The organism is Hahnella aquatica (SeqCode), from assembly GCF_965194505.1.
GTDB lineage: Bacteria > Pseudomonadota > Gammaproteobacteria > Burkholderiales > Burkholderiaceae_A > Hahnella > Hahnella aquatica.
The window spans coordinates 1,714,605-1,739,593 of sequence record NZ_OZ239144.1 but is presented as its reverse complement, the minus strand read 5'-3'; the positions used below and the strand labels follow the sequence as shown (position 1 = coordinate 1,739,593).

Annotated in this window: 19 protein-coding genes and 1 pseudogene; 18 read left to right on the top strand and 2 right to left on the bottom strand. The window is 63.3% G+C overall.

Going from position 1 to position 24,989, the window contains the following annotated elements:
* The first annotated feature begins 31 nt into the window (after positions 1-31).
* The 5 genes from AC8GDA_RS08930 to AC8GDA_RS08910 all read left to right on the top strand — a co-directional run bounded on the left by AC8GDA_RS08930 (position 32) and on the right by AC8GDA_RS08910 (position 8,784).
* Complete coding sequence (locus AC8GDA_RS08930) at positions 32-583, top strand: shikimate kinase (RefSeq protein WP_506556178.1); 552 nt, start codon at positions 32-34, stop codon at positions 581-583.
* A 47-nt stretch (positions 584-630) separates the two neighbouring features.
* Complete coding sequence (gene aroB, locus AC8GDA_RS08925) at positions 631-1,722, top strand: 3-dehydroquinate synthase (RefSeq protein ID WP_506557232.1); 1,092 nt, start codon at positions 631-633, stop codon at positions 1,720-1,722.
* A 9-nt stretch (positions 1,723-1,731) separates the two neighbouring features.
* The gene (locus AC8GDA_RS08920; RefSeq protein WP_506556177.1) at positions 1,732-2,472 is read left to right on the top strand and encodes a transposase; all 741 of its coding nucleotides are present in this window, start codon (positions 1,732-1,734) and stop codon (positions 2,470-2,472) included.
* Positions 2,473-2,620: 148 nt separating this feature from the next.
* Complete coding sequence (locus AC8GDA_RS08915) at positions 2,621-7,297, top strand: glutamate synthase-related protein (protein ID WP_506556176.1); 4,677 nt, start codon at positions 2,621-2,623, stop codon at positions 7,295-7,297.
* A gap of 20 nt (positions 7,298-7,317) precedes the next feature.
* A complete protein-coding gene (locus AC8GDA_RS08910; protein ID WP_506556175.1) occupies positions 7,318-8,784 on the top strand; it encodes a glutamate synthase subunit beta in 1,467 nt (488 codons plus the stop codon).
* Here AC8GDA_RS08910 and AC8GDA_RS08905 read toward each other — a convergent pair.
* Positions 8,781-9,227, bottom strand: coding sequence for an OsmC family protein (locus AC8GDA_RS08905; protein ID WP_506556174.1), 447 nt, complete (start codon positions 9,225-9,227; stop codon positions 8,781-8,783). The genes AC8GDA_RS08910 and AC8GDA_RS08905 overlap by 4 nt on opposite strands.
* 3 nt (positions 9,228-9,230) lie before the next feature.
* Between AC8GDA_RS08905 and AC8GDA_RS08900 the strand changes: the two genes are divergently transcribed.
* Positions 9,231-9,809 carry a histidine phosphatase family protein gene (locus AC8GDA_RS08900; protein ID WP_506556173.1) on the top strand — a complete coding sequence of 193 codons (579 nt, stop codon included), beginning with the start codon at positions 9,231-9,233 and terminating at the stop codon, positions 9,807-9,809.
* Here the strand turns inward: AC8GDA_RS08900 and uvrA are convergent.
* A complete protein-coding gene (gene uvrA, locus AC8GDA_RS08895; RefSeq protein ID WP_506556172.1) occupies positions 9,786-12,680 on the bottom strand; it encodes an excinuclease ABC subunit UvrA in 2,895 nt (964 codons plus the stop codon). The genes AC8GDA_RS08900 and uvrA overlap by 24 nt on opposite strands.
* A gap of 39 nt (positions 12,681-12,719) precedes the next feature.
* Between uvrA and AC8GDA_RS08890 the strand changes: the two genes are divergently transcribed.
* The 12 genes and pseudogenes from AC8GDA_RS08890 (at position 12,720) to AC8GDA_RS08835 (ending at position 24,907) form a co-directional block, all read left to right on the top strand.
* On the top strand, positions 12,720-13,943 hold the full coding sequence (locus AC8GDA_RS08890; RefSeq protein WP_506556171.1) for an MFS transporter: 1,224 nt from the start codon (positions 12,720-12,722) through the stop codon (positions 13,941-13,943).
* A 58-nt stretch (positions 13,944-14,001) separates the two neighbouring features.
* Positions 14,002-14,478, top strand: a complete 477-nt coding sequence (ssb, locus tag AC8GDA_RS08885; RefSeq protein WP_506556170.1) for a single-stranded DNA-binding protein — start codon at positions 14,002-14,004, stop codon at positions 14,476-14,478.
* A gap of 66 nt (positions 14,479-14,544) precedes the next feature.
* Positions 14,545-15,171, top strand: coding sequence for a DUF502 domain-containing protein (locus AC8GDA_RS08880; protein ID WP_506556169.1), 627 nt, complete (start codon positions 14,545-14,547; stop codon positions 15,169-15,171).
* On the top strand, positions 15,171-16,973 hold the full coding sequence (gene aspS, locus AC8GDA_RS08875) for an aspartate--tRNA ligase (protein ID WP_506557231.1): 1,803 nt from the start codon (positions 15,171-15,173) through the stop codon (positions 16,971-16,973). The genes AC8GDA_RS08880 and aspS overlap by 1 nt, the downstream gene beginning before the upstream one ends.
* Positions 16,970-17,623: a hypothetical protein gene (locus AC8GDA_RS08870; RefSeq protein ID WP_506556168.1), complete on the top strand. Its 654-nt coding sequence runs from the start codon at positions 16,970-16,972 to the stop codon at positions 17,621-17,623. Before aspS ends, AC8GDA_RS08870 begins: the two co-directional genes overlap by 4 nt.
* Positions 17,620-18,075: a dihydroneopterin triphosphate diphosphatase gene (nudB, locus tag AC8GDA_RS08865; RefSeq protein WP_506556167.1), complete on the top strand. Its 456-nt coding sequence runs from the start codon at positions 17,620-17,622 to the stop codon at positions 18,073-18,075. Before AC8GDA_RS08870 ends, nudB begins: the two co-directional genes overlap by 4 nt.
* Positions 18,072-18,935 (top strand): DUF429 domain-containing protein, encoded by an 864-nt coding sequence (locus AC8GDA_RS08860; RefSeq protein ID WP_506556166.1) that lies wholly within the window; start codon positions 18,072-18,074, stop codon positions 18,933-18,935. Before nudB ends, AC8GDA_RS08860 begins: the two co-directional genes overlap by 4 nt.
* Positions 18,936-18,947: 12 nt before the next feature.
* Positions 18,948-20,783 carry an ABCB family ABC transporter ATP-binding protein/permease gene (locus AC8GDA_RS08855; protein WP_506556165.1) on the top strand — a complete coding sequence of 612 codons (1,836 nt, stop codon included), beginning with the start codon at positions 18,948-18,950 and terminating at the stop codon, positions 20,781-20,783.
* A 181-nt stretch (positions 20,784-20,964) separates the two neighbouring features.
* Complete coding sequence (locus tag AC8GDA_RS08850) at positions 20,965-21,990, top strand: amino acid ABC transporter substrate-binding protein (protein ID WP_506556164.1); 1,026 nt, start codon at positions 20,965-20,967, stop codon at positions 21,988-21,990.
* A 155-nt stretch (positions 21,991-22,145) separates the two neighbouring features.
* Positions 22,146-23,117 carry an amino acid ABC transporter permease gene (locus AC8GDA_RS08845; RefSeq protein WP_506556163.1) on the top strand — a complete coding sequence of 324 codons (972 nt, stop codon included), beginning with the start codon at positions 22,146-22,148 and terminating at the stop codon, positions 23,115-23,117.
* 1 nt (position 23,118) lies between these two features.
* The gene (locus tag AC8GDA_RS08840) at positions 23,119-24,156 is read left to right on the top strand and encodes an amino acid ABC transporter permease (protein ID WP_506556162.1); all 1,038 of its coding nucleotides are present in this window, start codon (positions 23,119-23,121) and stop codon (positions 24,154-24,156) included.
* Between the two features lie 21 nt (positions 24,157-24,177).
* A pseudogene (locus tag AC8GDA_RS08835) lies at positions 24,178-24,907 on the top strand (amino acid ABC transporter ATP-binding protein).
* The last annotated feature ends 82 nt before the right edge of the window (positions 24,908-24,989 follow it).

Genomic DNA, 24,989 nt, shown 5'->3' with positions numbered 1-24,989 from the left:
GTGTATCGCCTGATAGACTCAGACCCCGAAGATGGACGCACATCGAAACATCGTTCTCATCGGCTTGATGGGTGCGGGCAAGACGACCGTGGGTCGGCGACTCTCGCAGCGAATCGGACGAGCCATGGTGGACACCGACCAAGAGATCGAGCAGCGATGCGGCACCTCGGTGGCCGTTATCTTTGAGGTGGAGGGCGAGGAGGGTTTCCGGCGGCGGGAGTCCAAAGTGGTCGACGAGATCATGGCCCGACAAGACCTTATCGTGACCACCGGGGGCGGTGCCCCGATGGCGCCCGAAAACCAGCAGGCCCTTTCCAAAGGCTTTGTGATTTACCTGGAGGCCGACCCTCGGCTGCTCTGGACGCGCTTGAAGACTGACCAATCCCGGCCCCTGCTCACCCAGGCCGACGATCCGCGCGCCAAAATTGAGGAATTGCATGCGGTTCGCGACCCGATCTACCGTGGCCTGGCAGACCATGTGGTCTCGAGCACCAAAGGCTCCTTGGCCCAGGTGCTTGGCCAGATCGAAGCGCGGCTGGTGGCCGAGGGCCTGGCCGCACCCTCCGAAAAGGACGTGACATGAACAAAGAGACGTTCCAGCAACGCTCCCCGACAACCTTGCCCGGCCTCATGGCCACGGTGAATGTGTCTTTGGGTGATCGCAGCTACCCCATCTGGATTGGTGAGGGGCTTCTGGGCCAGGGCAGCCTGTGGCGCTCGGTCGTGGCCGGCCGGCAGGTGGCCGTGGTCACCAACGATACCGTGGGCCCTTTGTATGCCGATCGCCTTTTGGCAACGCTTCGGCAGGAGGGCTTGGAGCCCATCCTGATCACGCTTCCGGACGGTGAGGTCCACAAGACCATGGCGGTGCTGGGCACGGTCTTCGACGCCATGATGGAGCATCGGATGGAGCGGGGCGCCACCGTGGTGGCCCTGGGCGGCGGTGTTGTGGGTGACATGGCTGGCTTTGCCGCAGCCTGTTACCAGCGTGGCGTGGCCCTCGTGCAGGTGCCCACCACCTTGCTGTCTCAGGTGGATTCATCCGTGGGCGGCAAGACCGGGGTGAATCATCCCCTGGGCAAGAACATGATCGGTGCCTTCTACCAGCCGCAGGCCGTGCTCATTGACATGACCGTGCTGCAGACCCTTCCCGAGCGGGAACTCTCCGCGGGCCTGGCGGAGATCATCAAGTACGGCGCAAGCCTGGACCGAGCCTTTTTTGAGTGGCTCGAGGCGCAGATGCCCGCCCTGCGGGCCCGCGCCCCTGCAGCCCTGGCCCATGCGATCGAGCGGTCTTGTCAGATCAAGGCCATGGTGGTGGCACAGGATGAGCGAGAGTCGTCTGGCCGTCGCGCGATTCTAAATTTCGGCCACACCTTTGGCCATGCCATTGAGGCTGGCATGGGCTATGGCCAGTGGCTTCATGGCGAGGCCGTGGGCTGTGGCATGGTCATGGCGGCCTGTCTGTCGGAGCAGTTGGGCCAATTGGCCGTGGCCGACCGAGATCGCATTCGGCGCCTGGTGGCAGCCGCTGGCCTGCCCGTGGTGCCCCCGGATTGGTCGAGCGAGGCCTACCTGGCGTGGATGGCCCACGACAAAAAAGCGGCGGCTGGTCAGGTGCGCTACATCGTGCTCAAGGGTCTCGGCGATGCGGCCCTCCAGCCGGTGCCCGCGCCGGTGGTTGCGCAGGCCATCGCCCAGAGCCAGCAGCTCGCCGCCTGAGGATCAGGAGTGGCACGGCGCCCTCGTCAGGTGGTGGCCGGACGCTGCTACCACCTGGCCCAGTCGGGCCACGGGGACGCCTCTTTTTGCCTGGATGCGGAGGACCGAGAGGCCTACGAGCAGATTTTCTTTGAGGCCGCCTTGGGCCTGGGTCTCTTTGTGCATGGCTGGGCGGTGGTGGGCCGTGAGGCCCACTGGCTGGTCACGCCACAACGGCCCCGCGCCATGGCCGATGTCGTCCAGCAGGTGGGCCGGCGTTATGTGCGGCGGTTCAATGCCCGATGGCGACGATCCGGGACGCCCTGGGCGGGCCGGTATCGAAGCTACTGGGTGGATCCGTCGGCCCATGGGGTCGACGCCCTGGTCTGGATGGCCTGGCAGTCTGTGCGGGCGGGTCTCTGCGGGGACCCCCTGGACTGGCTATGGTCGAGTGCAGGGCTGCTCGCGGGCCAGCAACCCCCCGCCCGATTCGTGAACATCAAGCCGGTGCAGGGTTACTGGGCCCTGGGCAACACGCCTTTCGAGCGAGAGGCGGCATTTATGCGACTGCTGCGAGAACCTTTGTCGCCCAGGGTGCTCGACGGGGTGGCCCGTGGCCTGTCGATGGGCTGGCCGCTCCTGGGGCGAGAGGCCTGGACGCGGCTGCCGGCCGAGGAGCGCGAGGCCTGGGTCGTGCGGCCGCGTGGCCGCCCTGCGGGCAAGACCCCATTGGATCCAAGTCTCACGAATTTTGATGTGTCCCTAATTTAATGGGCTGCGTTGCTTTCGCCGTCTTTTATTTGTTCTGACCCCAATTAAAATCCATCCTCGAAGGGGTTTGGAGGTCCTTTTCCTTTGCACCCCATGGGCCGGCCCTGGATAATTGCCCCCTCAAATTCATTTCGTTCGGGAGCACCCCATGTTTTCAGCCGGCCTCTACAACCCCGCCCATGAGCACGACGCCTGTGGTGTGGGCTTTGTGGCCCACATCAAGGGCCAGAAGTCGCACAGCATCGTTGAGCAGGGGCTCTTGATTCTCAAGAACCTCGACCACCGAGGCGCGGTGGGCGCGGACGCCCTCATGGGCGATGGCGCCGGCATCCTGATTCAAATTCCCGACGCCTATCTGCGCGAGGAGATGCAAAAAGAGGGCGTCACCCTCCCGCCACCGGGCGAGTACGGGGTTGGCATGGTCTTCCTTCCGAAGGAGCACGCCTCCCGCCTGGCCTGTGAGCGGGCCCTAGAGCGGGCGGTGGCAGCCGAGGGCCAGGTGGTGCTGGGCTGGCGCGATGTGCCCACGGATGCCGGCATGCCCATGTCGCCGCGGGTGCGCGCGAAAGAGCCCTTGATTCGTCAGATTTTTATTGGCCGAGGTGCCGATGTCGTGGTGCAGGACGCCCTGGAGCGCAAGCTCTACGTCATTCGCAAAACGGCCTCCAGTGCCATTCAATCGCTGCAACTCCAGCACGGCCAGGAGTACTACGTGCCCTCGATGTCGAGCCGCACGATTGTCTACAAAGGCTTGCTGCTGGCCGATCAGGTCGGCATTTACTACAAAGACCTTGCCGACCCACGCTGTCAGTCGGCCCTGGCCCTGGTGCATCAACGTTTCTCCACCAACACCTTCCCCGAGTGGCCGCTGGCCCACCCCTACCGCATGGTGGCCCACAACGGGGAGATCAACACGGTCAAGGGGAACTACAACTGGATGCGCGCCCGCGAGGGCGTGATGGCGTCTCCTGTGCTGGGGGCCGACCTTCAAAAGCTCTACCCCATCAGTTTTCCAGGCCAGTCCGACACAGCCACCTTCGACAACTGCCTGGAACTGCTGGTGGCTGCCGGCTATCCGCTGGCCCACGCCGTCATGATGATGATCCCAGAGCCATGGGAGCAGCACACCACCATGGATGAAGGCCGCCGAGCGTTTTACGAATACCACGCGGCCATGATGGAGCCCTGGGATGGCCCTGCCTCCATTGTGTTCACCGATGGCCGGCAGATTGGTGCGACCCTCGACCGCAACGGCCTGCGGCCCTCGCGCTACTGCATCACCGACGACGATCTCGTGATCATGGCCTCAGAGTCGGGCGTGCTGCCCGTGCCCGAGAGCAAGATTGTTCGCAAATGGCGCCTGCAGCCCGGCAAGATGTTTCTCATCGACCTCGACCAGGGCCGCATGATCCACGACGAGGAGCTCAAGGCCAGCCTCTCGAAGTCACGGCCCTACAAGCAATGGATTGACAACGTTCGGGTGGAGCTCCATGCGCTGGCGCCTGAGGTGGGCAATGCGCCCGAGGCCCATGCGGTCTCGCTCATCGACCGACAGCAGGCCTTTGGCTACAGCCAGGAAGACCTCAAGTTCCTGATGGCGCCCATGGCCCAGGCTGGAGAAGAGGCGGTGGGCTCCATGGGCAACGACTCGCCCCTGGCGGTGCTGTCCGATCGCAACAAGCCGCTCTACAACTACTTCAAGCAGTTGTTTGCCCAGGTCACGAATCCGCCGATCGACCCGATTCGTGAGGCGATTGTCATGTCGCTCAACTCCTTCATCGGGCCAAAGCCCAACCTGCTCGACATCAACCAGGTCAACCCGCCGCTGCGGCTCGAGGTGAGTCAGCCCATCCTCGACTTCGCCGCCATGCGCAGGCTTCGCGACATCGAGCAGCACACCCGTGGAAAGTTTCGCAGCCAGGTCATCGACATCACCTACCCGGTGGCCTGGGGCAAGGAGGGCGTGGAAGCGCGCCTGGCCACGCTCTGCGCCGAGGCCATGGAGGCCATCACCGCAGGCGCAAACATTCTCCTCATCAGCGACCGTGCGGTCGGTCCTACACGGGTGGCCATTCCTGCGCTCTTGGCCCTGTCGGCCATTCACCAGCATCTCGTGCGTGAAGGCCGTCGAACCTCCGCCGGCCTGGTGGTCGAAACGGGCTCGGCCCGCGAGGTCCATCACTTCGCAGTGCTTGCAGGCTATGGCGCAGAGGCGGTCCACCCGTATCTGGCCATGGAGACCATCGTGGACATCCATGCCGAGCTCTCGGGTGACCTGAGCGCCGACAAGGCCATCGCCAACTACATCAAGGCGATTGGCAAAGGCCTGGCCAAGGTCATGTCCAAGATGGGCATCTCCACTTACATGTCCTACTGCGGGGCCCAGATCTTCGAGGCCATTGGCATCAACACGGTCACGATCGACCGCTACTTCACCGGCACGCCGACCACGGTGGAAGGCATTGGCATCTTCGAGATGGCCGAAGAGGCCATCCGAACCCACCAGGCGGCTTTTGGCGCCGACCCCTTGTTGGCCACCATGCTCGACACGGGCGGCGAGTATGCCTGGCGCGTGCGGGGCGAGGCCCACATGTGGACACCCGATGCCATTGCCAAGCTGCAGCATGCATCGCGTTCGGGCAATTTCTCCTCCTTCAAGGAGTACGCCCAGATCATCAACGATCAGAGCCGTCGCCACATGACCCTGCGTGGGCTCTTCGAGTTTCGTGTCGACCCCAACAAGGCCATTCCGCTCGAGGAGGTTGAGCCCGCAGCAGAGATCGTCAAGCGCTTTGCAACGGGTGCCATGTCCCTGGGCTCTATCTCAACCGAGGCCCATTCCACGCTGGCCGTGGCGATGAACCGAATCGGTGGAAAGTCCAACACGGGCGAGGGCGGGGAGGACAAGCGCCGCTACCGCGAAGAATTAAAGGGCATCCGAATCAAGGCGGGCACAACCTTGTCGGATGTGCTGGGCGCAGCCCAGATTGAATCGGACTACCCCCTCGAGGAGGGCGACAGCCTGCGCTCGAAAATCAAGCAGGTGGCCTCCGGCCGTTTCGGGGTGACCACGGAGTACCTGGTCTCGGCCGATCAGGTCCAGATCAAGATGGCCCAGGGGGCCAAGCCCGGTGAGGGCGGCCAGCTTCCCGGTGGCAAGGTCTCCGAGTACATCGGAACCCTTCGCCATTCGGTGCCAGGTGTGGGCCTCATCTCGCCACCGCCCCACCACGATATTTACTCGATCGAAGACCTGGCCCAACTCATTCACGACCTCAAGAACGTGGCCACCCAGGCCGACATCTCGGTCAAGCTGGTCTCGGAGGTGGGGGTCGGCACGGTCGCCGCGGGCGTGGCCAAGGCCAAGGCAGACCACCTGGTCATTGCAGGCCACGACGGTGGAACAGGCGCCTCGCCCTTGTCCTCGATCAAGCATGCAGGATCTCCCTGGGAGATTGGCCTGTCCGAAACCCAGCAGACCCTCGTGCTCAACGGGCTGCGCGACCGCATTCGGGTTCAGGCCGATGGCCAGATGAAGACCGGCCGCGATGTTGTCATTGCCGCCCTGCTGGGTGCTGACGAAATGGGCTTTGCCACGGCACCCCTGGTGGTTGAGGGCTGCATCATGATGCGCAAGTGCCATCTCAACACCTGCCCGGTGGGCGTGGCCACCCAAGACCCAGTGCTTCGCAAGCGCTTCCAGGGCAAGCCCGAGCATGTGGTGAACTTCTTCTTCTTCGTGGCCGAGGAGGTGCGGCAGATCATGGCCCAGCTGGGCATTGCCCGCTTCGAGGATTTGGTGGGCCGCGTGGACCTGCTCGACACCCGCAAGGGCATTGAGCATTGGAAGGCCAAGGGCCTTGACTTCGCCCGCCTGTTCGCGGTGCCCGAGGGTGCCGATGAGAACAGCCGTCGCCACCTGTCTCGCCAAGACCATGGCCTCGAGAAGGCCCTCGACCAAGTCCTCATCACAAAGTCACGCGCAGCCATTGAACGCGGCGAGAAGGTGCACTTCATCGAGCAGGCCCGAAATGTGAATCGCACCGTGGGCGCCATGCTCTCGGGCGAACTCATCCGTCGGCATCCCGATGGCCTGCCAGACGACACCATTCACATCCAGCTCGAGGGTGTGGGTGGCCAGTCTTTCGGGGCCTTCCTCGCCAAGGGCATCACCCTCTATCTCATTGGCGATGCCAACGACTACACCGGCAAGGGCCTCTCGGGTGGCCGCATCGTGGTGAGGCCGTCCATCGAGTTCCGAGGTGCCGCCCACGAGAACATCGTGGTGGGCAACACGGTGCTCTATGGCGCCACCTCCGGCGAAGCCTTCTTCCGTGGCGTGGCGGGAGAGCGTTTTGCAGTTCGGCTCTCGGGAGCCACCGCGGTGATCGAGGGCACCGGCGACCATGGCTGCGAATACATGACCGGCGGTACCGTCGCGGTGCTGGGCCAGACGGGCCGCAATTTTGCGGCGGGCATGTCGGGCGGCATTGCCTATGTCTTCGATGAAGACGGCACCTTTGCCAGCCGCTGCAACATGGCCATGGTGCAGCTCGAGCCTGTGCTCTCGGATGCAGACCAGAAGAAGACCATCGACCTGGCTATTTGGCACCGTGGCATGACGGACGAGCAACAACTGCGTCGTCTTCTCGAGGACCACCTGCGTTGGACGGGCAGCGCCCGGGCCCGGGACATCCTCGATGACTGGCCCAAGGCCAGGGCCCGTTTTGTAAAGGTCTTCCCGGCGGAGTACAAGCGGGCCCTAGCTGAAATTCATGCCCGTCAGGCTGCAGCGACATCCTCACAACAGCCGGTTGGCGTCTGAACCACCCTCAAGGACACATCATGGGAAAAGCAACGGGATTCCTAGAGCTCGAGCGAATCGAGGAGGGCTATGAGGCCCCGACGAGCCGGCTCAAGCACTACAAAGAGTTTGTCATTGGCCTGGCACCCGAGCAGGCCAGCGCACAGGCGGCGCGCTGCATGGACTGCGGCATTCCGTTTTGCAACAATGGCTGTCCGGTCAACAACATCATTCCCGACTTTAACGACCTGGTCTATCGGCACCAGTGGCAGGCTGCCCTGGAGGTGCTGCACTCGACCAACAACTTTCCTGAGTTCACCGGCCGCATCTGCCCAGCGCCATGCGAGGCCGCCTGCACCCTGAACTACAACGACGACGCAGTGGGCATCAAGTCGATCGAGCACGCGATCATCGATCGCGGCTGGGTCGAGGGCTGGGTGGTGCCCCGACCAGCCGCACACAAGACAGGCCGTCGAGTGGCCGTGGTGGGCTCCGGGCCGGCCGGCCTGGCCGCTGCCCAGCAGCTCGTCCGTGCAGGCCACGATGTGGTGGTGTTGGAGAAGAATGATCGCATTGGCGGGTTACTTCGTTATGGCATTCCCGACTTCAAAATGGAGAAGCTCCACATCGATCGGCGGGTCGCACAGATGGAGGCCGAGGGTGTGGTCTTCCGAACCAGCGTGCTGGTGGCCGACCTTCCCAAGGACACCAAGGTCACCAACTGGGCCAAAGAGACCATCTCGCCCAAGGCCCTGCTCGAGGAATTCGATGCAGTGGTGCTGGCCGGCGGTGCCGAGCAGCCTCGCGACCTTCCCGTGCCTGGCCGTGAGCTCGACGGCGTGCACTTCGCCATGGAGTTTCTGCCGATGCAGAACAAGGTCAATGCGGGCGACCCCTTCCCGAAACAGATTCGCGCAGATGGCAAGCATGTGATTGTCATCGGCGGGGGTGACACTGGCTCTGACTGCGTGGGCACCAGCAATCGGCATGGTGCCAAGAGCGTCACCCAGTTCGAGCTCATGCCCATGCCCCCCGAGCACGAGAACAAGGCCCTGGTCTGGCCCTACTGGCCCACCAAGCTGCGCACCTCGTCGAGCCACCAGGAGGGCTGCGAGCGGGCCTTTGCCACGGCCACCAAATCATTCATTGGCGAAAACGGCCGCGTGGTGGGCCTGCAGGCCTGTGAGGTGGCCTGGAAGGACGGAAAAATGCAGGAGGTGCCCGGCACCGAGCGGGTGCTTCCGGCCGACCTCGTGCTGCTGGCCATGGGCTTTGTCTCCCCCGTGGGTTCGATCTTGGAGGCCTTTGGCGTGGATCAGGACGCCCGCGGCAATGCCAAGGCGGCCACCGAGGGCGAGAAGGCCTATGTGACGGGCGTGCCCAAGGTTTTTGCAGCGGGCGACATGCGCCGGGGTCAGTCTCTGGTGGTCTGGGCCATTCGAGAAGGCCGCCAGGCGGCCCGGGCCGTGGATGAATTCCTCATGGGCCGCTCCGACCTCCCCCGCTAGGCGGGGCTGCTGCGCGGCGCATCGGCAGATGGGTCGCGCACGATGGTTTCAATCTCGATGCTGCCGGTCATGAGGCGGTGGATGGGGCACTTGTTGGCGATCTCAATGAGCCGGTCGTGCTGCTCGGCCGTGAGGTCGCCCGTGACCTCGATGGCACGGCGCACTTGGTATCGAACCTGGCCGTCGGCTGACTTGGTTTCGGCCAGTCGTTCCACCTCACATCGGATGCGGTCAACCTTCCAATCGGCCTTGCGCCGCAGGTAGAGTTCAAGCGTGAGCACGGTGCAGGCCGCCAGCGACGAATCCAGCAGGTCGTGCGGGTCGGGTGCGGCATCGTGTGAGCCATAGGTGGTGGGCACATCGGATGCCCAGGTGTGGCGTCCGTTGCTCAGGGTCGTGATGCAGCCGGTGTCCCGGTGGAGGTGCGCAGAGATCGTGGTCATGACATGAGATTAGCAAACTCGATTTGGATACTTTTGGCTTTTGCCTTCGGCTGGTCTGTGCCGGCCGTGGGCAGCGTGGATGAGCGTCTTTTGGCAGCGCTGCGTGAGCCAGGCGTGGTCATTCTCATGCGGCATGCCGAGACCGAGCCCGGCTTTGGAGATCCGCCCTCCTTTCGAGTGGACGACTGCAGCACCCAGCGCAATCTTTCCCGCGAGGGCCTGGCCCAGTCGGAGCGGTTCGGACGGTGGATGCAGTCGCAGGGCTTGCGTCCCACACGGGTGCGGTCGAGTCAATGGTGCCGCTGCCTGGACACCGCGCGGGCTGCCTTCGGCCCTCGGGTGCGTGTGGAGCCATGGACAGCGCTCAACTCATTCTTCCAGGGCCATGGCAATCGAGACGCCCAACTGGCCGAGGCCCGAGCCGTTGCCGCCCAGATTCAAACCGGCCTCGAGGTCTGGGTGACCCATCAGGTCGTGATCTCGGCCCTCACGGGCAGTTCGGTGTCGATGGGCGAGTTCGTGGTGGCCAGGCCAGGTACCGATGGCCAGTTGGCGGTGCTAGGCCGCGGACTGGTGAACTGACGCCGGCTTGAAGAGGCGGGCCAGGTAGTGGCCCGTCTTGCTCTCCGGGTGGGCTGCGATGTCCTCGGGTGTGCCCTGGGCCATGACCTGCCCACCCTCCATGCCCCCGTCGGGCCCGAGATCAATGACCCAGTCTGCGACCTTGATGACATCGAGGTTGTGCTCAATGATCACCACGGTGTTGCCAGCGTCGCGCAATTGCCCGAGCAACTTCAGCAGCAGTGCGGTGTCGTGGAAGTGAAGGCCGGTGGTGGGCTCATCGAGCAGGTAGAGGGTCTTGCCCGTCTCTCGCTTGCTCAACTCGCAGGCAAGCTTGATGCGCTGGGCCTCGCCACCCGACAGTGAAGTCGCACTCTGGCCCAGTCGCAGATAGCCCAGGCCCACCTCGGCCAGGGTGTCGAGCCGCCGGGCCACGGCGGGGATGGCCGCGAAGAACTGCCGAGCCTCTTCAATCGTGAGGCTCAGCACCTCGGCAATGGTCTTGCCCCGGTAGCGGACGTCCAGCGTTTCGCGGTTGTATCGGCTCCCGCGGCAGACATCGCAGGGCACGAAGAGGTCCGGCAGGAAGTGCATTTCCACCTTCACAAGTCCGTCGCCCTGGCAGGCCTCGCAGCGGCCGCCTTTGACATTGAAGGAGAAACGGCCGCTGTCGTAGCCGCGCTCGCGGGCCGTGGCCGAGCCTGCGAAGAGCTCTCGAATGGGGGTGAAGAGGCCGGTGTAGGTCGCGGGATTGCTCCTGGGGGTTCGACCAATGGGACTCTGGTCGACACAGACCAGGCGCTCGACATGCTCCAGGCCCTCAACGGCATCCACCGGCGCGGGCTGGGCCCGGGCGCCATTGATGACCTGGGCAGCCGCCAGTGCAAGGGTCTCGTTGATGAGGGTGGACTTTCCGCTGCCGGAGACGCCGGTGACACAGACCATGAGCCCCATGGGAATGTCCACATGCAGGTTGCGAAGGTTGTGGCCTCGCGCACCTCGAATCCGAATGGCCCGCTCACCCGGCGGCTTGCGGTGTCGGGGCAGGTCAATTCCTCGGCGGCCTGCGAGGTAGTCGCCGGTGAGCGAGCCCGCCGTGGCCATGATCTCTTTGGGGCTGCCTTGGGCCACAATTTCCCCGCCATGCACCCCGGCACCGGGCCCCATGTCCACCACCATGTCGGCTGCACGAATGGCGTCCTCGTCGTGCTCGACCACGACCACGGAATTCCCCAGCGACTGGAGTCGGCGAAGGGTGGCCAGGAGGCGGTCGTTGTCGCGCTGGTGAAGTCCGATGGACGGCTCATCCAAGACATAGAGCACGCCACTGAGCCCCGCACCAATCTGGCTGGCGAGCCGAATGCGTTGAGACTCTCCGCCAGAAAGCGTGGAGGCGCCCCGGTCGAGGCTGAGGTAAGAGAGCCCGACATCGATTAGAAAAGAGAGCCTCGACTGGATTTCGCCCAGGAGTCGCTCGCCCACGGCGGCATGCACACCCTTGAGCTCGAGACAGCCCAGGCTGTCATGCACCGCCTGCAGTGGCATGGCCAGCAGGCTGGGCAGATCGGTGTCATGGCCTGGCTCGCCCACACGCACGGCCCGCGCCTCGGCCCGAAGCCGACTCCCTCCACAGGCACTGCAGGTCCGGGTCTTGCGCAGCTTGGAGAGTTCCTCTCGGACGGCCGCGTTGTCGGTCTCCAACCATCGACGTGCAAGGTTGGGGAGAATCCCCTCGAAGGGCTCCTGCTTCACCACACTTCGGCCACGGTCCAGTGGGTAGCGCAGGGCCAGGCTGCGCTCACCAGACCCATGCAGCAGGAGGTCCTGGACCTTGGGCGGCAGGGATTCATACGGTGCGTCGAGGTCAATGCCCTCTTGTTCGGCAAGGCTCTGCAGGATGGACCAGGCAAAGGCATTGCGCTGGTCCCAGCCCGCAATGGCTCCAGAGGCGAGCGACAGGTGCGGGAATTGCACAATTCGCTCGGGATCGAAGCAGGTCTCCTCGCCCAGGCCGTCGCAGGTGGGGCAGGCCCCTGCCGGGGAATTGAATGAGAACAGGTTCGGCTCCAATGGCCCGGGGGTGTGGCCACAGTCTGGGCAGGCCAGGTGTGGCGAGAGACGGAGCCGTTCAGTGGCCCCGGTGTCTGTGGGAGGCTCACAGATGGCCAGGGCCTGGTCGCGGCCCAGCCGCATGGCGGTCTCCAACGATTCGCTCAGCCGCTCCCGACTGGTGGGCTTGACCTTGAGCCGGTCGACCACCACCCACAGGCTGATGGGCAGGTGGCTTGGCCAGGCAGGCATGGCATCCAAGACATGGTCTTCGATGGGGCCGTCTCCCACCTGCACCTGCACCCGAACAAAGCCTTGGGCACGAAGGCCATCGATGACCGGATGCAGGTCACCGGCCCGCTGCATTTGAATGGGGGCCAGCAGGCTGACCTTGTTCTCGGCGGGCTGCTCGAGCAGTTGGTCCACCATTTGGGTCAAGGTCTGGGCGGCCAGTCGTCGCGAGGGGTGCTCAGGGCAGTGCGGCGTGCCGGCCCTTGCAAAAAGGAGGCGAAGGTAGTCGGCGATTTCTGTCACGGTGCCCACGGTGGACCGAGGGTTGTGATTGTTGGCCTTTTGCTCGATGGCAATGGCTGGTGAGAGCCCCTCGATGAGGTCGACATCTGGACGTTCCATCAACTGCAGGAACTGCCGGGCATACGGGGAGAGCGATTCCACGTAGCGACGCTGGCCCTCCGCATAGAGGGTGTCAAAGGCCAGCGATGATTTGCCAGACCCAGACACCCCTGTGATCACCACGAAGGCATCTCGGGGAATGTCGAGGTCGATGCCCTTGAGGTTGTGGGTTCGGGCACCTCTGACGCGAATGAAACGACTGTCTGTCATGGGGCGTGCCAAAAGGTCAATCAACTACTATAGCGAACGATGTCTGTTCAAGCCGATGCACCCCTTGCGCTAACCCCAGCCGAGCGTCGGGCCAGCCTGTCCCTCTCCAGCGTGATTGGCCTGCGCATGCTGGGCCTCTTTCTCATGCTGCCCGTCATGGCTGTTGGTGCGCGCGACCTCCCGGGCGGGACAGACCCGGCCCTCGTGGGACTGGCCTTGGGTGTGTATGGGCTCACCCAGGCGGCCCTTCAGATTCCATTTGGCATGGCCTCCGACCGATTGGGCCGCAAGCCGGTGATCATTTTTGGGCTTCTGGTCTTTGCCGCCGGAAGCCTGCTGGCAGCCGTGGCCCCCACGATTGAGGCCTTGGTGGTGGCCCGAGCCATTCAGGGTGCTGGTGCGGTCTCTGCAGCAGTGAGCGCCTTTCTGGCAGACCTCACCCGTGACGAGGTTCGGGCCCGGGCCATGGCGATGGTCGGCGGTGCGATTGGCCTGTCCTTTGCGATCTCTCTGGTGCTGGCACCCGTGGTCTTTGGGCACTACGGACTGTCTGGACTCTTCCTGCTCACGGCCTCTCTTGCCGGAGCAGCTTGTCTGGTGGTCTGGCGCATTCCGCCTGCGGCCAAGGTGGGCTGCGCCCTGGGCGGGCCGGGTCTGCGTGTGGCCGACCTGCTGCGGCTGGGGCAGCTCAACCGCCTGCACGTGGGCATTTTTTCGATGATGGCGGTCCAGACGGCCATGTTCGTGGCCATTCCGCTGGGCCTCGACAGTCAGGGCCTGCCCCTGGCCGACCACTGGATGGTCTATTTGCCGCTGCTCCTCTTGTCTTTCGCGGCAATGGTTCCGATTGTCTTCTGGGCCGAGCGCAAGGGTCGTTTTCGGTTTGCCTTCTTGCTGGGCATTGGGGTGCTCATGACGGCCATGAGTGTCTTCCTGGGGGCGGGTGCCATGTGGCACTGGTTACTTGCCATTTGGGTGTTCATGGTGGGCTTTAATTTGCTGGAGGCCCTGCTGCCGTCCTGGGTGTCTCGTGTGGCACCCCAGCAGTCTCGTGGCATGGCCTTGGGCCTCTACACAACCGCCCAGTCATTGGGCTTGTTTGTGGGCGGCGCCATGGGGGGCTGGGTGGCCGGTCGGCACGGGGTCGCCGGCATCTTCATGGTCTGCCTCTTGATCTTGTTATTCTGGCTCGTGGTCGCCCTGGGTCTCAGAGAGATCGGGTCGCGTCGGGCCTCGTTCGATCGTCCATCGGCCGTCGGATAGTCGGCCCGCAGCCACCCCGTTAGGGTGGTGGCCCTTTTTTATTTCAAGGAGCATTTGCATGGCATCAGTGAACAAAGTCATTCTCATGGGCAACCTGGGCAGAGACCCAGAGGTCCGGTACTCCCCAGACGGTGGCGCCATTGCCAATGTCTCGATTGCCACGACATCCCGCTACAAGGACAAGTCGAGCGGCGACATGAAGGAGGACACGGAATGGCATCGCGTCGTCTTCTTTGGCCGGCTTGCAGAGATTGCAGGCGAGTACCTGAAGAAGGGTCGGCCGGTCTATGTCGAGGGTCGGCTGCGCACGCGCAAGTGGCAGGATCAGCAAGGCCAAGAGCGTCAGACCACCGAGATTGTGGCCGACCAGATGCAACTGCTCGGTGGCCGTGAAGGCGGTGGCGGTGGCGGTGGTGGGGGTGGTGGCCAAGGGGCCCCGTCGGATGACATGCCCTCGAGCCCCAGTTCAGGCCAAGGCCGCTCGGGCGGCAAGGCCTCTGGCTTCGACGACCTTGACGACGACATCCCGTTCTAAGCCGAGTACACTTAGTATCCGGTTCAAAACGCCGCTTTTGCGGCGTTTTTTTTGTTCGAAGATCCTATGTTCAAACGCTATTTCATCACTGGATTGCTGATCTGGCTTCCGATTGGCATCACCGTTTGGGTGCTTGGCTTTGTCGTCAATACGCTCGACAGCGTGCTGCCCATCGCCCTGAGCCCCAAGGCCCTCTTTGGGGTGGACATCCCAGGCTTTGGGGTGGTGGCCGTGGCCCTGGTGGTCTTCGTCACGGGCGTGCTGGCGGCAAACCTGCTGGGCCGCCGGGTGGTCACCCTCTGGGAGGCCCTCTTGGCCCGCATCCCCTTGGTGCGGTCCATCTACTCCTCTGTGAAGCAGGTCAGTGACACCATCCTTGCGCCCAACGGACAGGCCTTTCGTCAGGCCGTGCTGGTCCAGTACCCGCGTCCCGGCGCCTGGACGATTGCCTTCGTCACGGGCTCGCCCAGCCACGAGGTGGCCTCGCTGCTGCCCCCAGATTGCGTGAGTGTCTATGTGCCGACCACGCCCAACCCCACCTCTGGATTTTTCCTGATGATGCCCAAGGGCGATGTCATCCCCTTGAGCATCCCCGTGGATGCGGCCCTGAAATATGTGGTCTCCATGGGAACCGTGCCGCCGGCCGCGGCCCAGACCAGTGCGCTCCTGCGCCCCACTTCTACGAAGCCCTGATCGCCATGCGGACTCATTACTGCGGAACCCTCGACCTCGACCAACTCGACCAGACCGTGACCCTCTGTGGCTGGGTGCATCGGCGGCGCGACCATGGTGGGGTGATCTTCATCGACCTGCGCGACCGCGACGGCATCGCCCAGGTGGTCTGCGACCCCGACCGGGCCGAGGTCTTCGCCTTGGCAGAGTCGCTCCGAAATGAGTTCTGTGTGCGAATTTCGGGCCTGGTTCGTCGGCGTCCAGAGGGCACGGTCAATGCCAACATGCGCAGTGGCGGCATTGAGGTGCTCTGCCGCGAGTTGGAGATCTTGAATCCGTCTGTCACACCACCCTTCCAACTCGATGATGAGCATCTTTCCGAGACGACACGGCTCACCCATCGGGTGCTCGACCTTCGCCGGCCGGTGATGCAGCACAACCTGCGGCTTCGGTACAAGGTGGCCATGGGCGTGCGTCGCTTCCTGGATGCCCAGGGCTTTGTCGACATTGAGACGCCCATGCTCACCAAGTCCACCCCCGAGGGCGCGCGAGATTATCTGGTGCCGTCTCGGGTTCACGCGGGCTCGTTCTTTGCCCTTCCGCAGTCGCCCCAACTCTTCAAGCAACTCCTGATGGTTGCGGGCTTCGACCGCTACTACCAAATCACCAAATGCTTCCGGGACGAAGACCTGCGGGCAGACCGTCAGCCCGAGTTCACCCAGATCGACTGCGAGACCTCCTTCATGACGGAGATCGAGATCCGCAGCCTCTTTGAGTCGATGATTCGGGAGGTCTTCGCCGACAACCTTGGCGTGGCCTTGCCCAACCCGTTCGCGGTGATGCCGTATGCCGAGGCCATGCAGCGTTTTGGGTCTGACAAGCCCGACCTGCGGGTGTCGCTGGCCTTCACCGAGCTTACCGATGCCATGCGCGATGTCGACTTCAAGGTGTTCTCAGAGCCTGCGAACCTTGCCAATGGCCGTGTGGTGGCCATTCGTGTGCCGGGTGGTGCCGCACTGAGCCGAGGAGACATCGATGCCTTCACCGAGTTCGTGAAGATCTATGGCGCCAAGGGGCTTGCCTGGATCAAGGTCAACGACATTGACGCAGGCCGAGAGGGCCTGCAGTCCCCGATCACCAAGAACATTCACGACCAGGCCCTGGCGGCCATCCTCGCTCGAACCGGTGCCACCTCGGGCGACATCATTTTCTTCGGTGCCGACAAGGCCAAGGTGGTCAACGATGCCATGGGCGCCTTGCGTTTGAAGATTGGCCTGAGCGACTTCGGCCGCGCGCAGGGCTTGTTTACGGCTGGCTGGCAGCCTCTGTGGGTGGTGGATTTCCCCATGTTCGAATTCGACGAGGAGTCTGGCCGATGGTCCGCCGTTCACCATCCCTTCACGGCGCCCCAGGACGGCCATGAAGACCTCCTCGCGTCGGACCCCGGTGCCTGCCTGGCCAAGGCCTACGACATGGTGCTCAACGGCTGGGAGCTGGGTGGCGGCTCTATTCGTATCCATCGAGAAGAGGTGCAATCCAAGGTCTTCCGGGCCCTGCAGATCGGCGCCGAGGAGGCTGAGCTCAAGTTTGGGTTCTTGCTCGATGCCCTGCGGTACGGTGCACCCCCGCATGGGGGTCTGGCCTTTGGCCTCGACCGACTCGTCACCCTCATGACCGGTGCGGATTCGATTCGAGACGTCATTGCCTTTCCGAAAACCCAGCGGGCCCAGTGCCTGCTCACGCAGGCTCCGTCTGCTGCAGACGAAAAACAGATGCGGGAGCTTCACATCCGGCTTCGCGAGGCGCCCAAAGTCGTCGCATGATCAGCCCCACTGCCATCGGTCACCGCCGCGCCCTGGCGTACGGACCCTTGGCAGTCGTCCTGGGACTCTCCACGGCCTGGCTGGCATCAGAGAATCCGGCCTCCTTCACCGGCCCCTGGCCTCTGGCCCTGCTCATCGTGGGCTGCCTGTTCGTTGGGCAGTTGCTGGTGCGTCGATATGCGAAGGCCTGGCTTGAGGATATTCAGGGCTGGCCTCGGCCCGTGCAGATGCTGGGCCGTTTCGGCTGGTCGGCCATCATCGTCACGGGCGTCCACGGCATCTTTTCAGCCGGCCCAACGCGGGCCAGCATGGTCTTTGCCCTGGTGCTGGGGGTGGTCATGATGGGTCATCAACTCTTTCTCTCGCAGCTTGGTTCACAGGCCACGCGCCAGGCCGCGCTCACGGTGTATGTGGCCAGCTTTCTGCTGGCCTTGGCGGGCTTATATGGCTGGGTGCCGGTGGCCTCGGTCTGGGCCTCGGTGGCGGCGGTGCCAGCCTTTCATGCCAGACGACTCATGGCCATCGGGGAGTCCTCAGAGGTGGAGGCGGCCCGCATGTTGTCGGCCGCCATCTTTGGGTTTGTGCTGATCATGACCTTTGCGGTGGCGCTCACGGCCCTGCTGGCGGCCCGCGGCATGTTGCAGGCATGACGGCCGATCGGCCTTGGAAGGTGCCGGAGTCTGTCTTGGTGGTCATTCACGACCATCAGCACCGGATCTTGTTGCTCGAGCGTGCAGACCATCCAGGCTTTTGGCAGTCGGTCACCGGCAGTCTCGATGCGCCCAATGAGCCGGTGTTGGAGGCGGCCCGCAGGGAGGTCTGGGAGGAGACCGGCATCGACTGTCCCACGGATCGCTTCGATGACTGGGAGTTCACCCAGGTCTTCGAGATCTTTGCCCACTGGCGGCACCGATATGCCCCCGGTGTGACACACAACACCGAACACGTGCTCTCCCTCATGGTGCCGTCGGAACAGCCCGTTCAGCTCTCACCCCGTGAGCACCTGCGGCATCAATGGCTCGACTGGCGGGCCGCAGCCGAGACCTGTTTCTCATGGACCAATGCCGAGGCCATTCGTCAATTGGTGACCCGGCAGACATGAGGCTTGTCTTTGGGGTCGACTTCAGTTGCGCCCCAACACGTCGAAAGCCCATCACAGTGGCCGCCATGGCCTGGTCTGCCGCGGCGGCCGGCGGTGCCGATCGACTCGAACTTCTCGACATGGCAGCCTTGGCCAGTCTCTCGGACTTCGCGACCTTTCTTGAGCGCCCGGGGCCTTGGCTCGGGGGCTTCGACCTTCCCTTTGGCCAGCCCCGCAGCCTGATTGAGGCGAGCGGCTGGCCCACCGACTGGCCCGGCTTTGTCGAATTCTTTGGGCGGCAGCCTCGTGAAGCGTTGCGAGACCGTTTTCGGCAGTGGTGTCAGGCCCGGCCCGTCGGGCAGAAGTTTGCATGGCGCCGCGTCGACCGGCTCGCCGGCTCGAGCCCGGCCATGCGTTGGACCAATCCGCCAGTGGCCTGGATGATGCAGACGGGCGCGCCCCTGCTGCTGGCCGCTGGCCTGTGGTGCCCCGCCCACCAATGGCCCAGGGCGTGTGCCTTGGAAGACTTTCCCTCCGATGCGCGCATTGCCCTGGAGGCCTACCCGGGCCATTTGGCGCGGCAGATCACCAAGGCTTCTTACAAGAGCGACAGCCCCGCCAAACAAACGGCCGAGCGCCGCCTGCAGCGCGCGGCGATTGTGTCTGCCTTGGTGGAGGATCGGCTTGGCCTGGGCCTGCATGTGAAGGCCGATGCAGCCTGGTGGTCTTTGCTGGTGGAGGAGGGCAGTGCAGACCTACTCGATGCCCTGCTCTGTGCAGTGCAGGCCGTGTTGGCCGCGCGCACACCGGGATTTGGCCTTCCCGACAACCTCGACCCACTCGAGGGCTGGATTGCATCTGTGCCCCCGCCGCCTCACTAGAATGAAAGCCCCATGAGACACCACACCAATAGCGCCCCGCCGTTCGACCCCACCCTGGCGGCCCGTTTCCCGCCGCCGCCCACAGCGCCGCAGGGCACGTGGCCGGTGATTCGCACCCTGCTGCCGTATTTGCTGGCCTATCGGATTCGCATCGTGGTGGCACTGTGCGCGATGCTCCTGGCCAAGGTGGCCAATGTGGGCGTCCCGGTGGTGCTCAAAGAGATTGTCGATGGCCTGGCCAATCCCAGCACGGCCATGCTCGCCCTGCCCGTTGGCCTTATCGTGGGTTATGGCCTCATGCGGCTTGCGGCCACCTTCTTCAATGAGCTGCGGGAGGTCGTGTTTGCTCGGGTCACCCAGGGTGCCGTGCGAGACATCTCCCTGCGCGTGTTCCGGCACCTGCACAGCCTCTCGATGCGGTTCCACCTGGAGCGCCAGACCGGCGGCCTGACCCGCGACATTGAACGGGGCTCTCGCGGTGTGGGCACCCTGGTGAACTTCACCCTCTACAGTGTGGTGCCCACCCTGGTGGAGGTCTTGCTGGTCACGGGCTGGCTGGCCTACCACTACGAGCCGATCTTTGCCCTCATCACCCTGACCGCACTGGTGGCCTATGTGGCCTTCACCATTCTGGTGACCGAGTGGCGCACCCATTTCCGCCGTGAGATGAACGAGCTCGACTCGCGGGCCAACGCGCGGGCCATCGATTCCTTGATCAATTACGAGACGGTCAAGTACTTCAACAACGAGGCCTTTGAGGCTGCCCGTTACGACAAGAGCCTCTTGAATTGGCAGGAGGCTGCCATTCGAAGCCAGACCTCCTTGTCGGTTCTCAATGTGGGCCAGAGTTTGATCATTGCCGTGGCCGTGACCCTGATGGTCTGGCAGGCGGTGGCGGGTGTTCAGGCGGGCACGATGACGCTGGGCGACCTCGTGCTGGTCAACGCATTCCTCATCCAGCTCTACATCCCCCTGAATTTTCTGGGCGTGCTCTATCGGGAGATCAAGCAGAGCGTGGTGGACATGGAACGGCTGTTTGCGCTGCTGGCCCAGAACCGTGAGGTGGCCGATCGGCCAGAGGCCCAGGCCTTGGTGGTGGCTCAGGGTGAGGTGGCCTTCGATTCGGTTCGTTTCGCCTACGATGCCCGGCGACCCATTTTTGATGGCCTGTCGATTCGCCTGCCGGCTGGACGAACCACCGCCGTGGTGGGCTCCTCCGGCGCTGGAAAGTCCACGCTCTCGCGGCTGCTCTATCGTTTCTACGACCCGGATGCAGGCCGAATCCTGATTGATGGTCAGCCCATCGACACCGTCACCCAGGCCTCCCTGCGCAAGGCCATCGGCATCGTCCCCCAGGACACGGTGCTCTTCAATGACACGCTGGCCTACAACATTCGCTATGGCCGGCCAGATGCGGCGCCAGAGGAGGTCGTGGAGGCTGCCCGGGCGGCCCACCTGGGGGCGCTGATCGACAAGCTGCCCGATGGCCTGGAGACGATGGTTGGGGAGCGCGGCTTGAAACTCTCGGGCGGGGAAAAGCAGCGCGTGGCCATCGCCAGGGCCTTGCTCAAACGGCCAAGCATCATGGTGTTCGATGAAGCCACCTCATCCCTGGATTCGGAGTCGGAACGGGTCATCCAGCAAGAGATTCGAGAAGTCTCTCAGGGCCGCACCACCCTGGTGATTGCCCACCGGCTCTCCACCATCGTGGATGCCGATCAGATCCTGGTGCTGGAGCAGGGCCGACTGGTGGAGCAGGGCCGGCATGGCGAGCTGATCGCTCGGGGTGGGCGCTATGCCGAACTCTGGGAGTTGCAGGCCCGCCAGGCCCAGCAGACGGACCCTTAAGGGCGTCTGCAGGCAGCCTTCGGGCTGCTGGGTTTGGCCTGCACCAAGGCTGGGCTCAGTATTTTCCCGAGGCCGCGCATTTTGGTGTGGCCACTGGGGCACACTGTGGGGCCGAACGTTTTTCGTAACCGCTGTTTTCGCAATGGCTGTGACGTCTAAATACCCTAGAGGAGACTGACGAATGCTGAGCAAGAAACTGTTGACCGTGGCCCTGGCCGCTGGACTGGTCGCCGCCGCCCCCGCGATGGCCAGCAAGACCATGGAGTCGATCAAGAAAAAAGGAGAGGTCTCCTGTGGTGTGAACTCTGGACTTGGTGGTTTTGGCATCGCGGGCAGCGATGGCAAGTGGACTGGCTTTGACGTGGACTACTGCCGGGCCATTGCTGCGGCTGCCCTGGGCGATGCCAACAAGGTTCGGTATGTGCCCCTGAGTGCTGCGCAGCGCTTCACGGCCCTGCAGTCTGGCGAGATCGATGTGCTGGCCCGCAACACCACCTGGACGATGAGCCGCGATACCCAGTTGGGAACCACTTTTGGCGCAACAAATTTCTTTGATGGCCAAGGTTTTCTGGTTCCCAAGAGCCTGAAGGTGAAGTCTGCCAAGCAACTCAAGGGCGCCACCATTTGTGTCCAGAGCGGCACGACCACTGAGAAGAACCTGGCCGACTACTTCCGTATGAACAAAATGACCTACAAGCCCGTGGTGGCGGAGGACCTCAAGGTCGTGATTGCCAACTACAACGAAGGCCGCTGCAAGGTGTTCACATCGGATGCGTCCCAACTCGCCGCGATTCGTGCCAACGACACCAAGGTGCCCGACGACCACATCATCCTCCCCGAGATCATCAGCAAGGAGCCCTTGGGCCCGGTCACCCGTCAGGGCGATGAGGCCTGGTCCAAACTCGTGACCTGGGTTCACTTCGCCATGATCACGGCCGAGGAACTCGGCGTGAACGCTGGCAATGTGGATCAGATGCGGTCGGACGCCAACCCGGAAATTCAGCGTCTGCTGGGCCAGGGCAACAACGACTTTGGAAAGTCGATTGGCACCGATGCCCAGTGGGCCTACCGGGTGATCAAGCAGGTTGGCAACTACGGCGAGGTCTTTGAGCGGCACGTGGGCAAGAAGACACCCCTGAAGCTTGACCGTGGTCAGAATGCCCTTTGGACCAACGGCGGCCTGCAGTACGCTCCACCCATTCGCTAGTTGATGTTGCGGGCCCAACCCCTTGGGCGCCTGAGTTGAGGCCTTGAGGGGTGGGCCGACTTCTGTCGGGATGGGGCAGTCTTGCCCCTCCCGCTTTCCTTTAAACACCCGAGAAGACGGCCTCTGATGCCCCGTCCTGCCCCGCGGAGTTGCTTGTGTTGAACCAGCCCGGCCTTCGCGCCATGGTCTGGCAGGCTCTTCTGTTTGCCTTGTTGGCCGTTGGCCTCTGGATTCTGGTGGGCAACCTCAATGCCAACCTTGCCCAGCGGGGCATCGATTTTGGCTACGATTTTTTGTTGGGCCCGGCGGGCTTTGACATTGCCGAGCGGGCCATTGAATACGACGCCGACAGCAGTTACGTGCGGGCCTTTGTGGTGGGGCTCATCAACACGCTTCGTGTTGCGGTGATTGGAATCGTGCTGGCGAGCCTTCTGGGCCTTCTGGTGGCTGTGGGCAGCCTCTCACCCAACCCCTTGCTCGTCTGGCTCTGCCGGCAGTTTGTTGAGTTCATACGCAACGTGCCCCTGCTGCTGCAACTGATCTTCTGGTACCTCACGCTGGCAGTGGCGCTTCCCGACACCGAGACGCCCGCTCAACTGCTGCCCCATGTGTTCTTGAGCAAGAACGGCCTGCAATTTCCATGGTTTCTGGCAGGAGCCTTCCCAGCACTCGAGTATCCCGAGATGGGCGCCTTCGGTCTGGTGGGGGGTGCGGCCCTTTCGCCGGAGTTCATTGCCCTGCTGCTGGGCCTGTCGATCTACACCAGCGCCTTCATTGCCGAAATCATTCGGGCTGGCATTCTGGCCGTGCCCAAGGGGCAGACCGAGGCCGCCGCCGCCTTGGGTTTCACCCGGTGGCAGCAATTGAAGCTGGTGGTGCTGCCGCAGGCCTTACGGGTCATCATTCCACCCACCACCAATCAGTACCTCAACCTCACCAAGAACAGCAGTCTGGCCATTGCCATCGGATACCCAGACCTCGTGAGCATCGCCACCACCACCCTGAACCAGTCGGGCCGGGCGGTGGAGGCCATCTCCATCATCATGGCGGTCTACCTCAGCCTGTCTCTGCTGACATCGTTTCTCATGAATCGGTTTGAGCAGGCCACGCGGCTCAAGGAGCGTTGAGGTGTCCGAGACCTTCAAGGCACTCTTCAAAGGCCGGCTCAACACCGCCATCACCCTGAGCCTCTTGGTGCTGTTTGTCTGGATGGCCAGCGCGCTCCTGCCGTGGGGGCTGTTCAACGCCGTCTTCGCAGTGGATCTCAATGCCTGCCGGGAGGCGCGTGGCGAGGGTGCCTGCTGGGGTGTGGTGGGCGAGAAGTGGAAGCTCATTATTTTTGGGCGTTACCCATTCGAAGAGGCCTGGCGACCGGTGGTGGCCAGCCTGCTCATGGTGGCCGCCTGTATTGCCATCTGCCAGCGGCAGCTCTGGCGGCCCTCCACCTTTATTGCGGCAGCCCTCGTGCTGGTGGGCTCGGTGGCCCTGATGGTGGGTGGGTTCGCCGGCCTGAGCCACGTTCCGACTGAGCGCCTGGGGGGACTGGCCTTAACCCTCTTGCTGGCCATTCTTGGCAACATCCTCTCGCTCCCCTTGGCAGTGTTGCTGGCCCTGGGCCGAACCTCCGAGCTACCATTCATTCGGGCGGTCTGCACGAGCTTCATCGAGATCATTCGTGGCGTGCCCCTGATCACCGTGCTCTTCATGGCGAGCTTCATGTTCCCCTTGTTCATGCCCAGCGGGACCAATCCAGACGTGCTGCTGCGGGTGGCCGTAGGCCTCATTATTTTCAGTGCCGCCTATCAGGCCGAGGTGATTCGAGGGGGCATCAACAGTGTGCCCAAGGGCCAGATTGAGGCGGCCCAGGCGCTGGGCATGGGCTATTGGCTGATTCAAACGCGAGTTGTCCTGCCGCAGGCCTTCCGGGTGGTGGTGCCGCCCCTGGTTAACAGTTTCATTGCCATTTTCAAGGACACCTCGCTGGTCACCATTGTGAGCATGTACGAGCTCTTTGGAAGCCTGCGCCTTGCCCTTGGAGACCCAGAGTGGCGCGCCTTTTACATTGAAGGATTTATTTTTGTTGCCCTGATTTACTGGGTCTTTTGCAGTGCCATGAGCAGTTATGCCCGTGGGCTCGAACGCGACTTTGCTGCCGCCCGACGTTAAAGGAGTGAATGCACCATGGCCATGATCCAGTTCGAAAGCGTCTCTAAGTGGTACGGCAGCTTTCAGGTCTTGAACGATATCAACCTCGAGGTTCAAAACGGCGAGAAGATCGTGGTCTGCGGGCCCTCCGGCAGCGGCAAGTCGACACTCATTCGTTGCGTCAATGCGCTCGAGCCCTATCAGAAAGGCCGCATCACGGTGGCGGGAACCGAACTGACCACCGACCTGAAGTCAATTAACCAGGTGCGGGCCCGCGTGGGCATGGTCTTTCAAAGCTTTAATCTGTTCCCGCACATTTCGGTGCTCGAGAACCTCACCCTTGCGCCCATCAAGGTGAGGGGCGTGGCAGAGGATGAGGCCAAGCGCGAGGCCATGGTTCAGTTGGAGCGGGTAAAGATCGCCGAGCAGGCGGAGAAGTATCCGGGCCAACTCTCGGGCGGGCAGCAGCAGCGTGTTGCGATCGCAAGGGCGCTCTGCATGAAGCCCGACGTGCTCCTGTTTGATGAGCCCACCAGTGCACTCGATCCAGAGATGGTCAAGGAGGTGCTCGATGTCATGGTGGCCTTGGCCAAGCAGGGCACCACCATGATCTGCGTCACCCACGAGATGGGCTTTGCACGAGAGGTTGCCGATCGGGTCATCTTCATGGATGCGGGGAGGATCGTGGAGCAGGCCCCCCCCAGAGGTCTTCTTCAATTCACCGCAGCATCCGCGGGCCATTGACTTCCTCAGCAAGATACTCGCCCACTAGATCAGCCGTGCTGGCCCAGCGCCATGTGGCCGCTCGGCCAAGGCCGCAGCGGCCTGCAGGCTACAATTTTGGTTTGATCCCG

Coding starts and splice junctions, on each gene's coding strand:
- AC8GDA_RS08860 (WP_506556166.1), top strand. CDS start 18,072: ATGAGGCTTGTCTTTGGGGTCGACTTCAGTTGCGCCCCAACACGTCGA.
- AC8GDA_RS08870 (WP_506556168.1), top strand. CDS start 16,970: ATGATCAGCCCCACTGCCATCGGTCACCGCCGCGCCCTGGCGTACGGA.
- AC8GDA_RS08900 (WP_506556173.1), top strand. CDS start 9,231: ATGAGATTAGCAAACTCGATTTGGATACTTTTGGCTTTTGCCTTCGGC.
- AC8GDA_RS08855 (WP_506556165.1), top strand. CDS start 18,948: ATGAGACACCACACCAATAGCGCCCCGCCGTTCGACCCCACCCTGGCG.
- aroB (WP_506557232.1), top strand. CDS start 631: ATGGCCACGGTGAATGTGTCTTTGGGTGATCGCAGCTACCCCATCTGG.
- ssb (WP_506556170.1), top strand. CDS start 14,002: ATGGCATCAGTGAACAAAGTCATTCTCATGGGCAACCTGGGCAGAGAC.
- AC8GDA_RS08880 (WP_506556169.1), top strand. CDS start 14,545: ATGTTCAAACGCTATTTCATCACTGGATTGCTGATCTGGCTTCCGATT.
- AC8GDA_RS08905 (WP_506556174.1), bottom strand. CDS start 9,227: ATGACCACGATCTCTGCGCACCTCCACCGGGACACCGGCTGCATCACG.
- AC8GDA_RS08850 (WP_506556164.1), top strand. CDS start 20,965: ATGCTGAGCAAGAAACTGTTGACCGTGGCCCTGGCCGCTGGACTGGTC.
- nudB (WP_506556167.1), top strand. CDS start 17,620: ATGACGGCCGATCGGCCTTGGAAGGTGCCGGAGTCTGTCTTGGTGGTC.
- AC8GDA_RS08930 (WP_506556178.1), top strand. CDS start 32: ATGGACGCACATCGAAACATCGTTCTCATCGGCTTGATGGGTGCGGGC.
- AC8GDA_RS08910 (WP_506556175.1), top strand. CDS start 7,318: ATGGGAAAAGCAACGGGATTCCTAGAGCTCGAGCGAATCGAGGAGGGC.
- AC8GDA_RS08890 (WP_506556171.1), top strand. CDS start 12,720: ATGTCTGTTCAAGCCGATGCACCCCTTGCGCTAACCCCAGCCGAGCGT.
- AC8GDA_RS08915 (WP_506556176.1), top strand. CDS start 2,621: ATGTTTTCAGCCGGCCTCTACAACCCCGCCCATGAGCACGACGCCTGT.
- uvrA (WP_506556172.1), bottom strand. CDS start 12,680: ATGACAGACAGTCGTTTCATTCGCGTCAGAGGTGCCCGAACCCACAAC.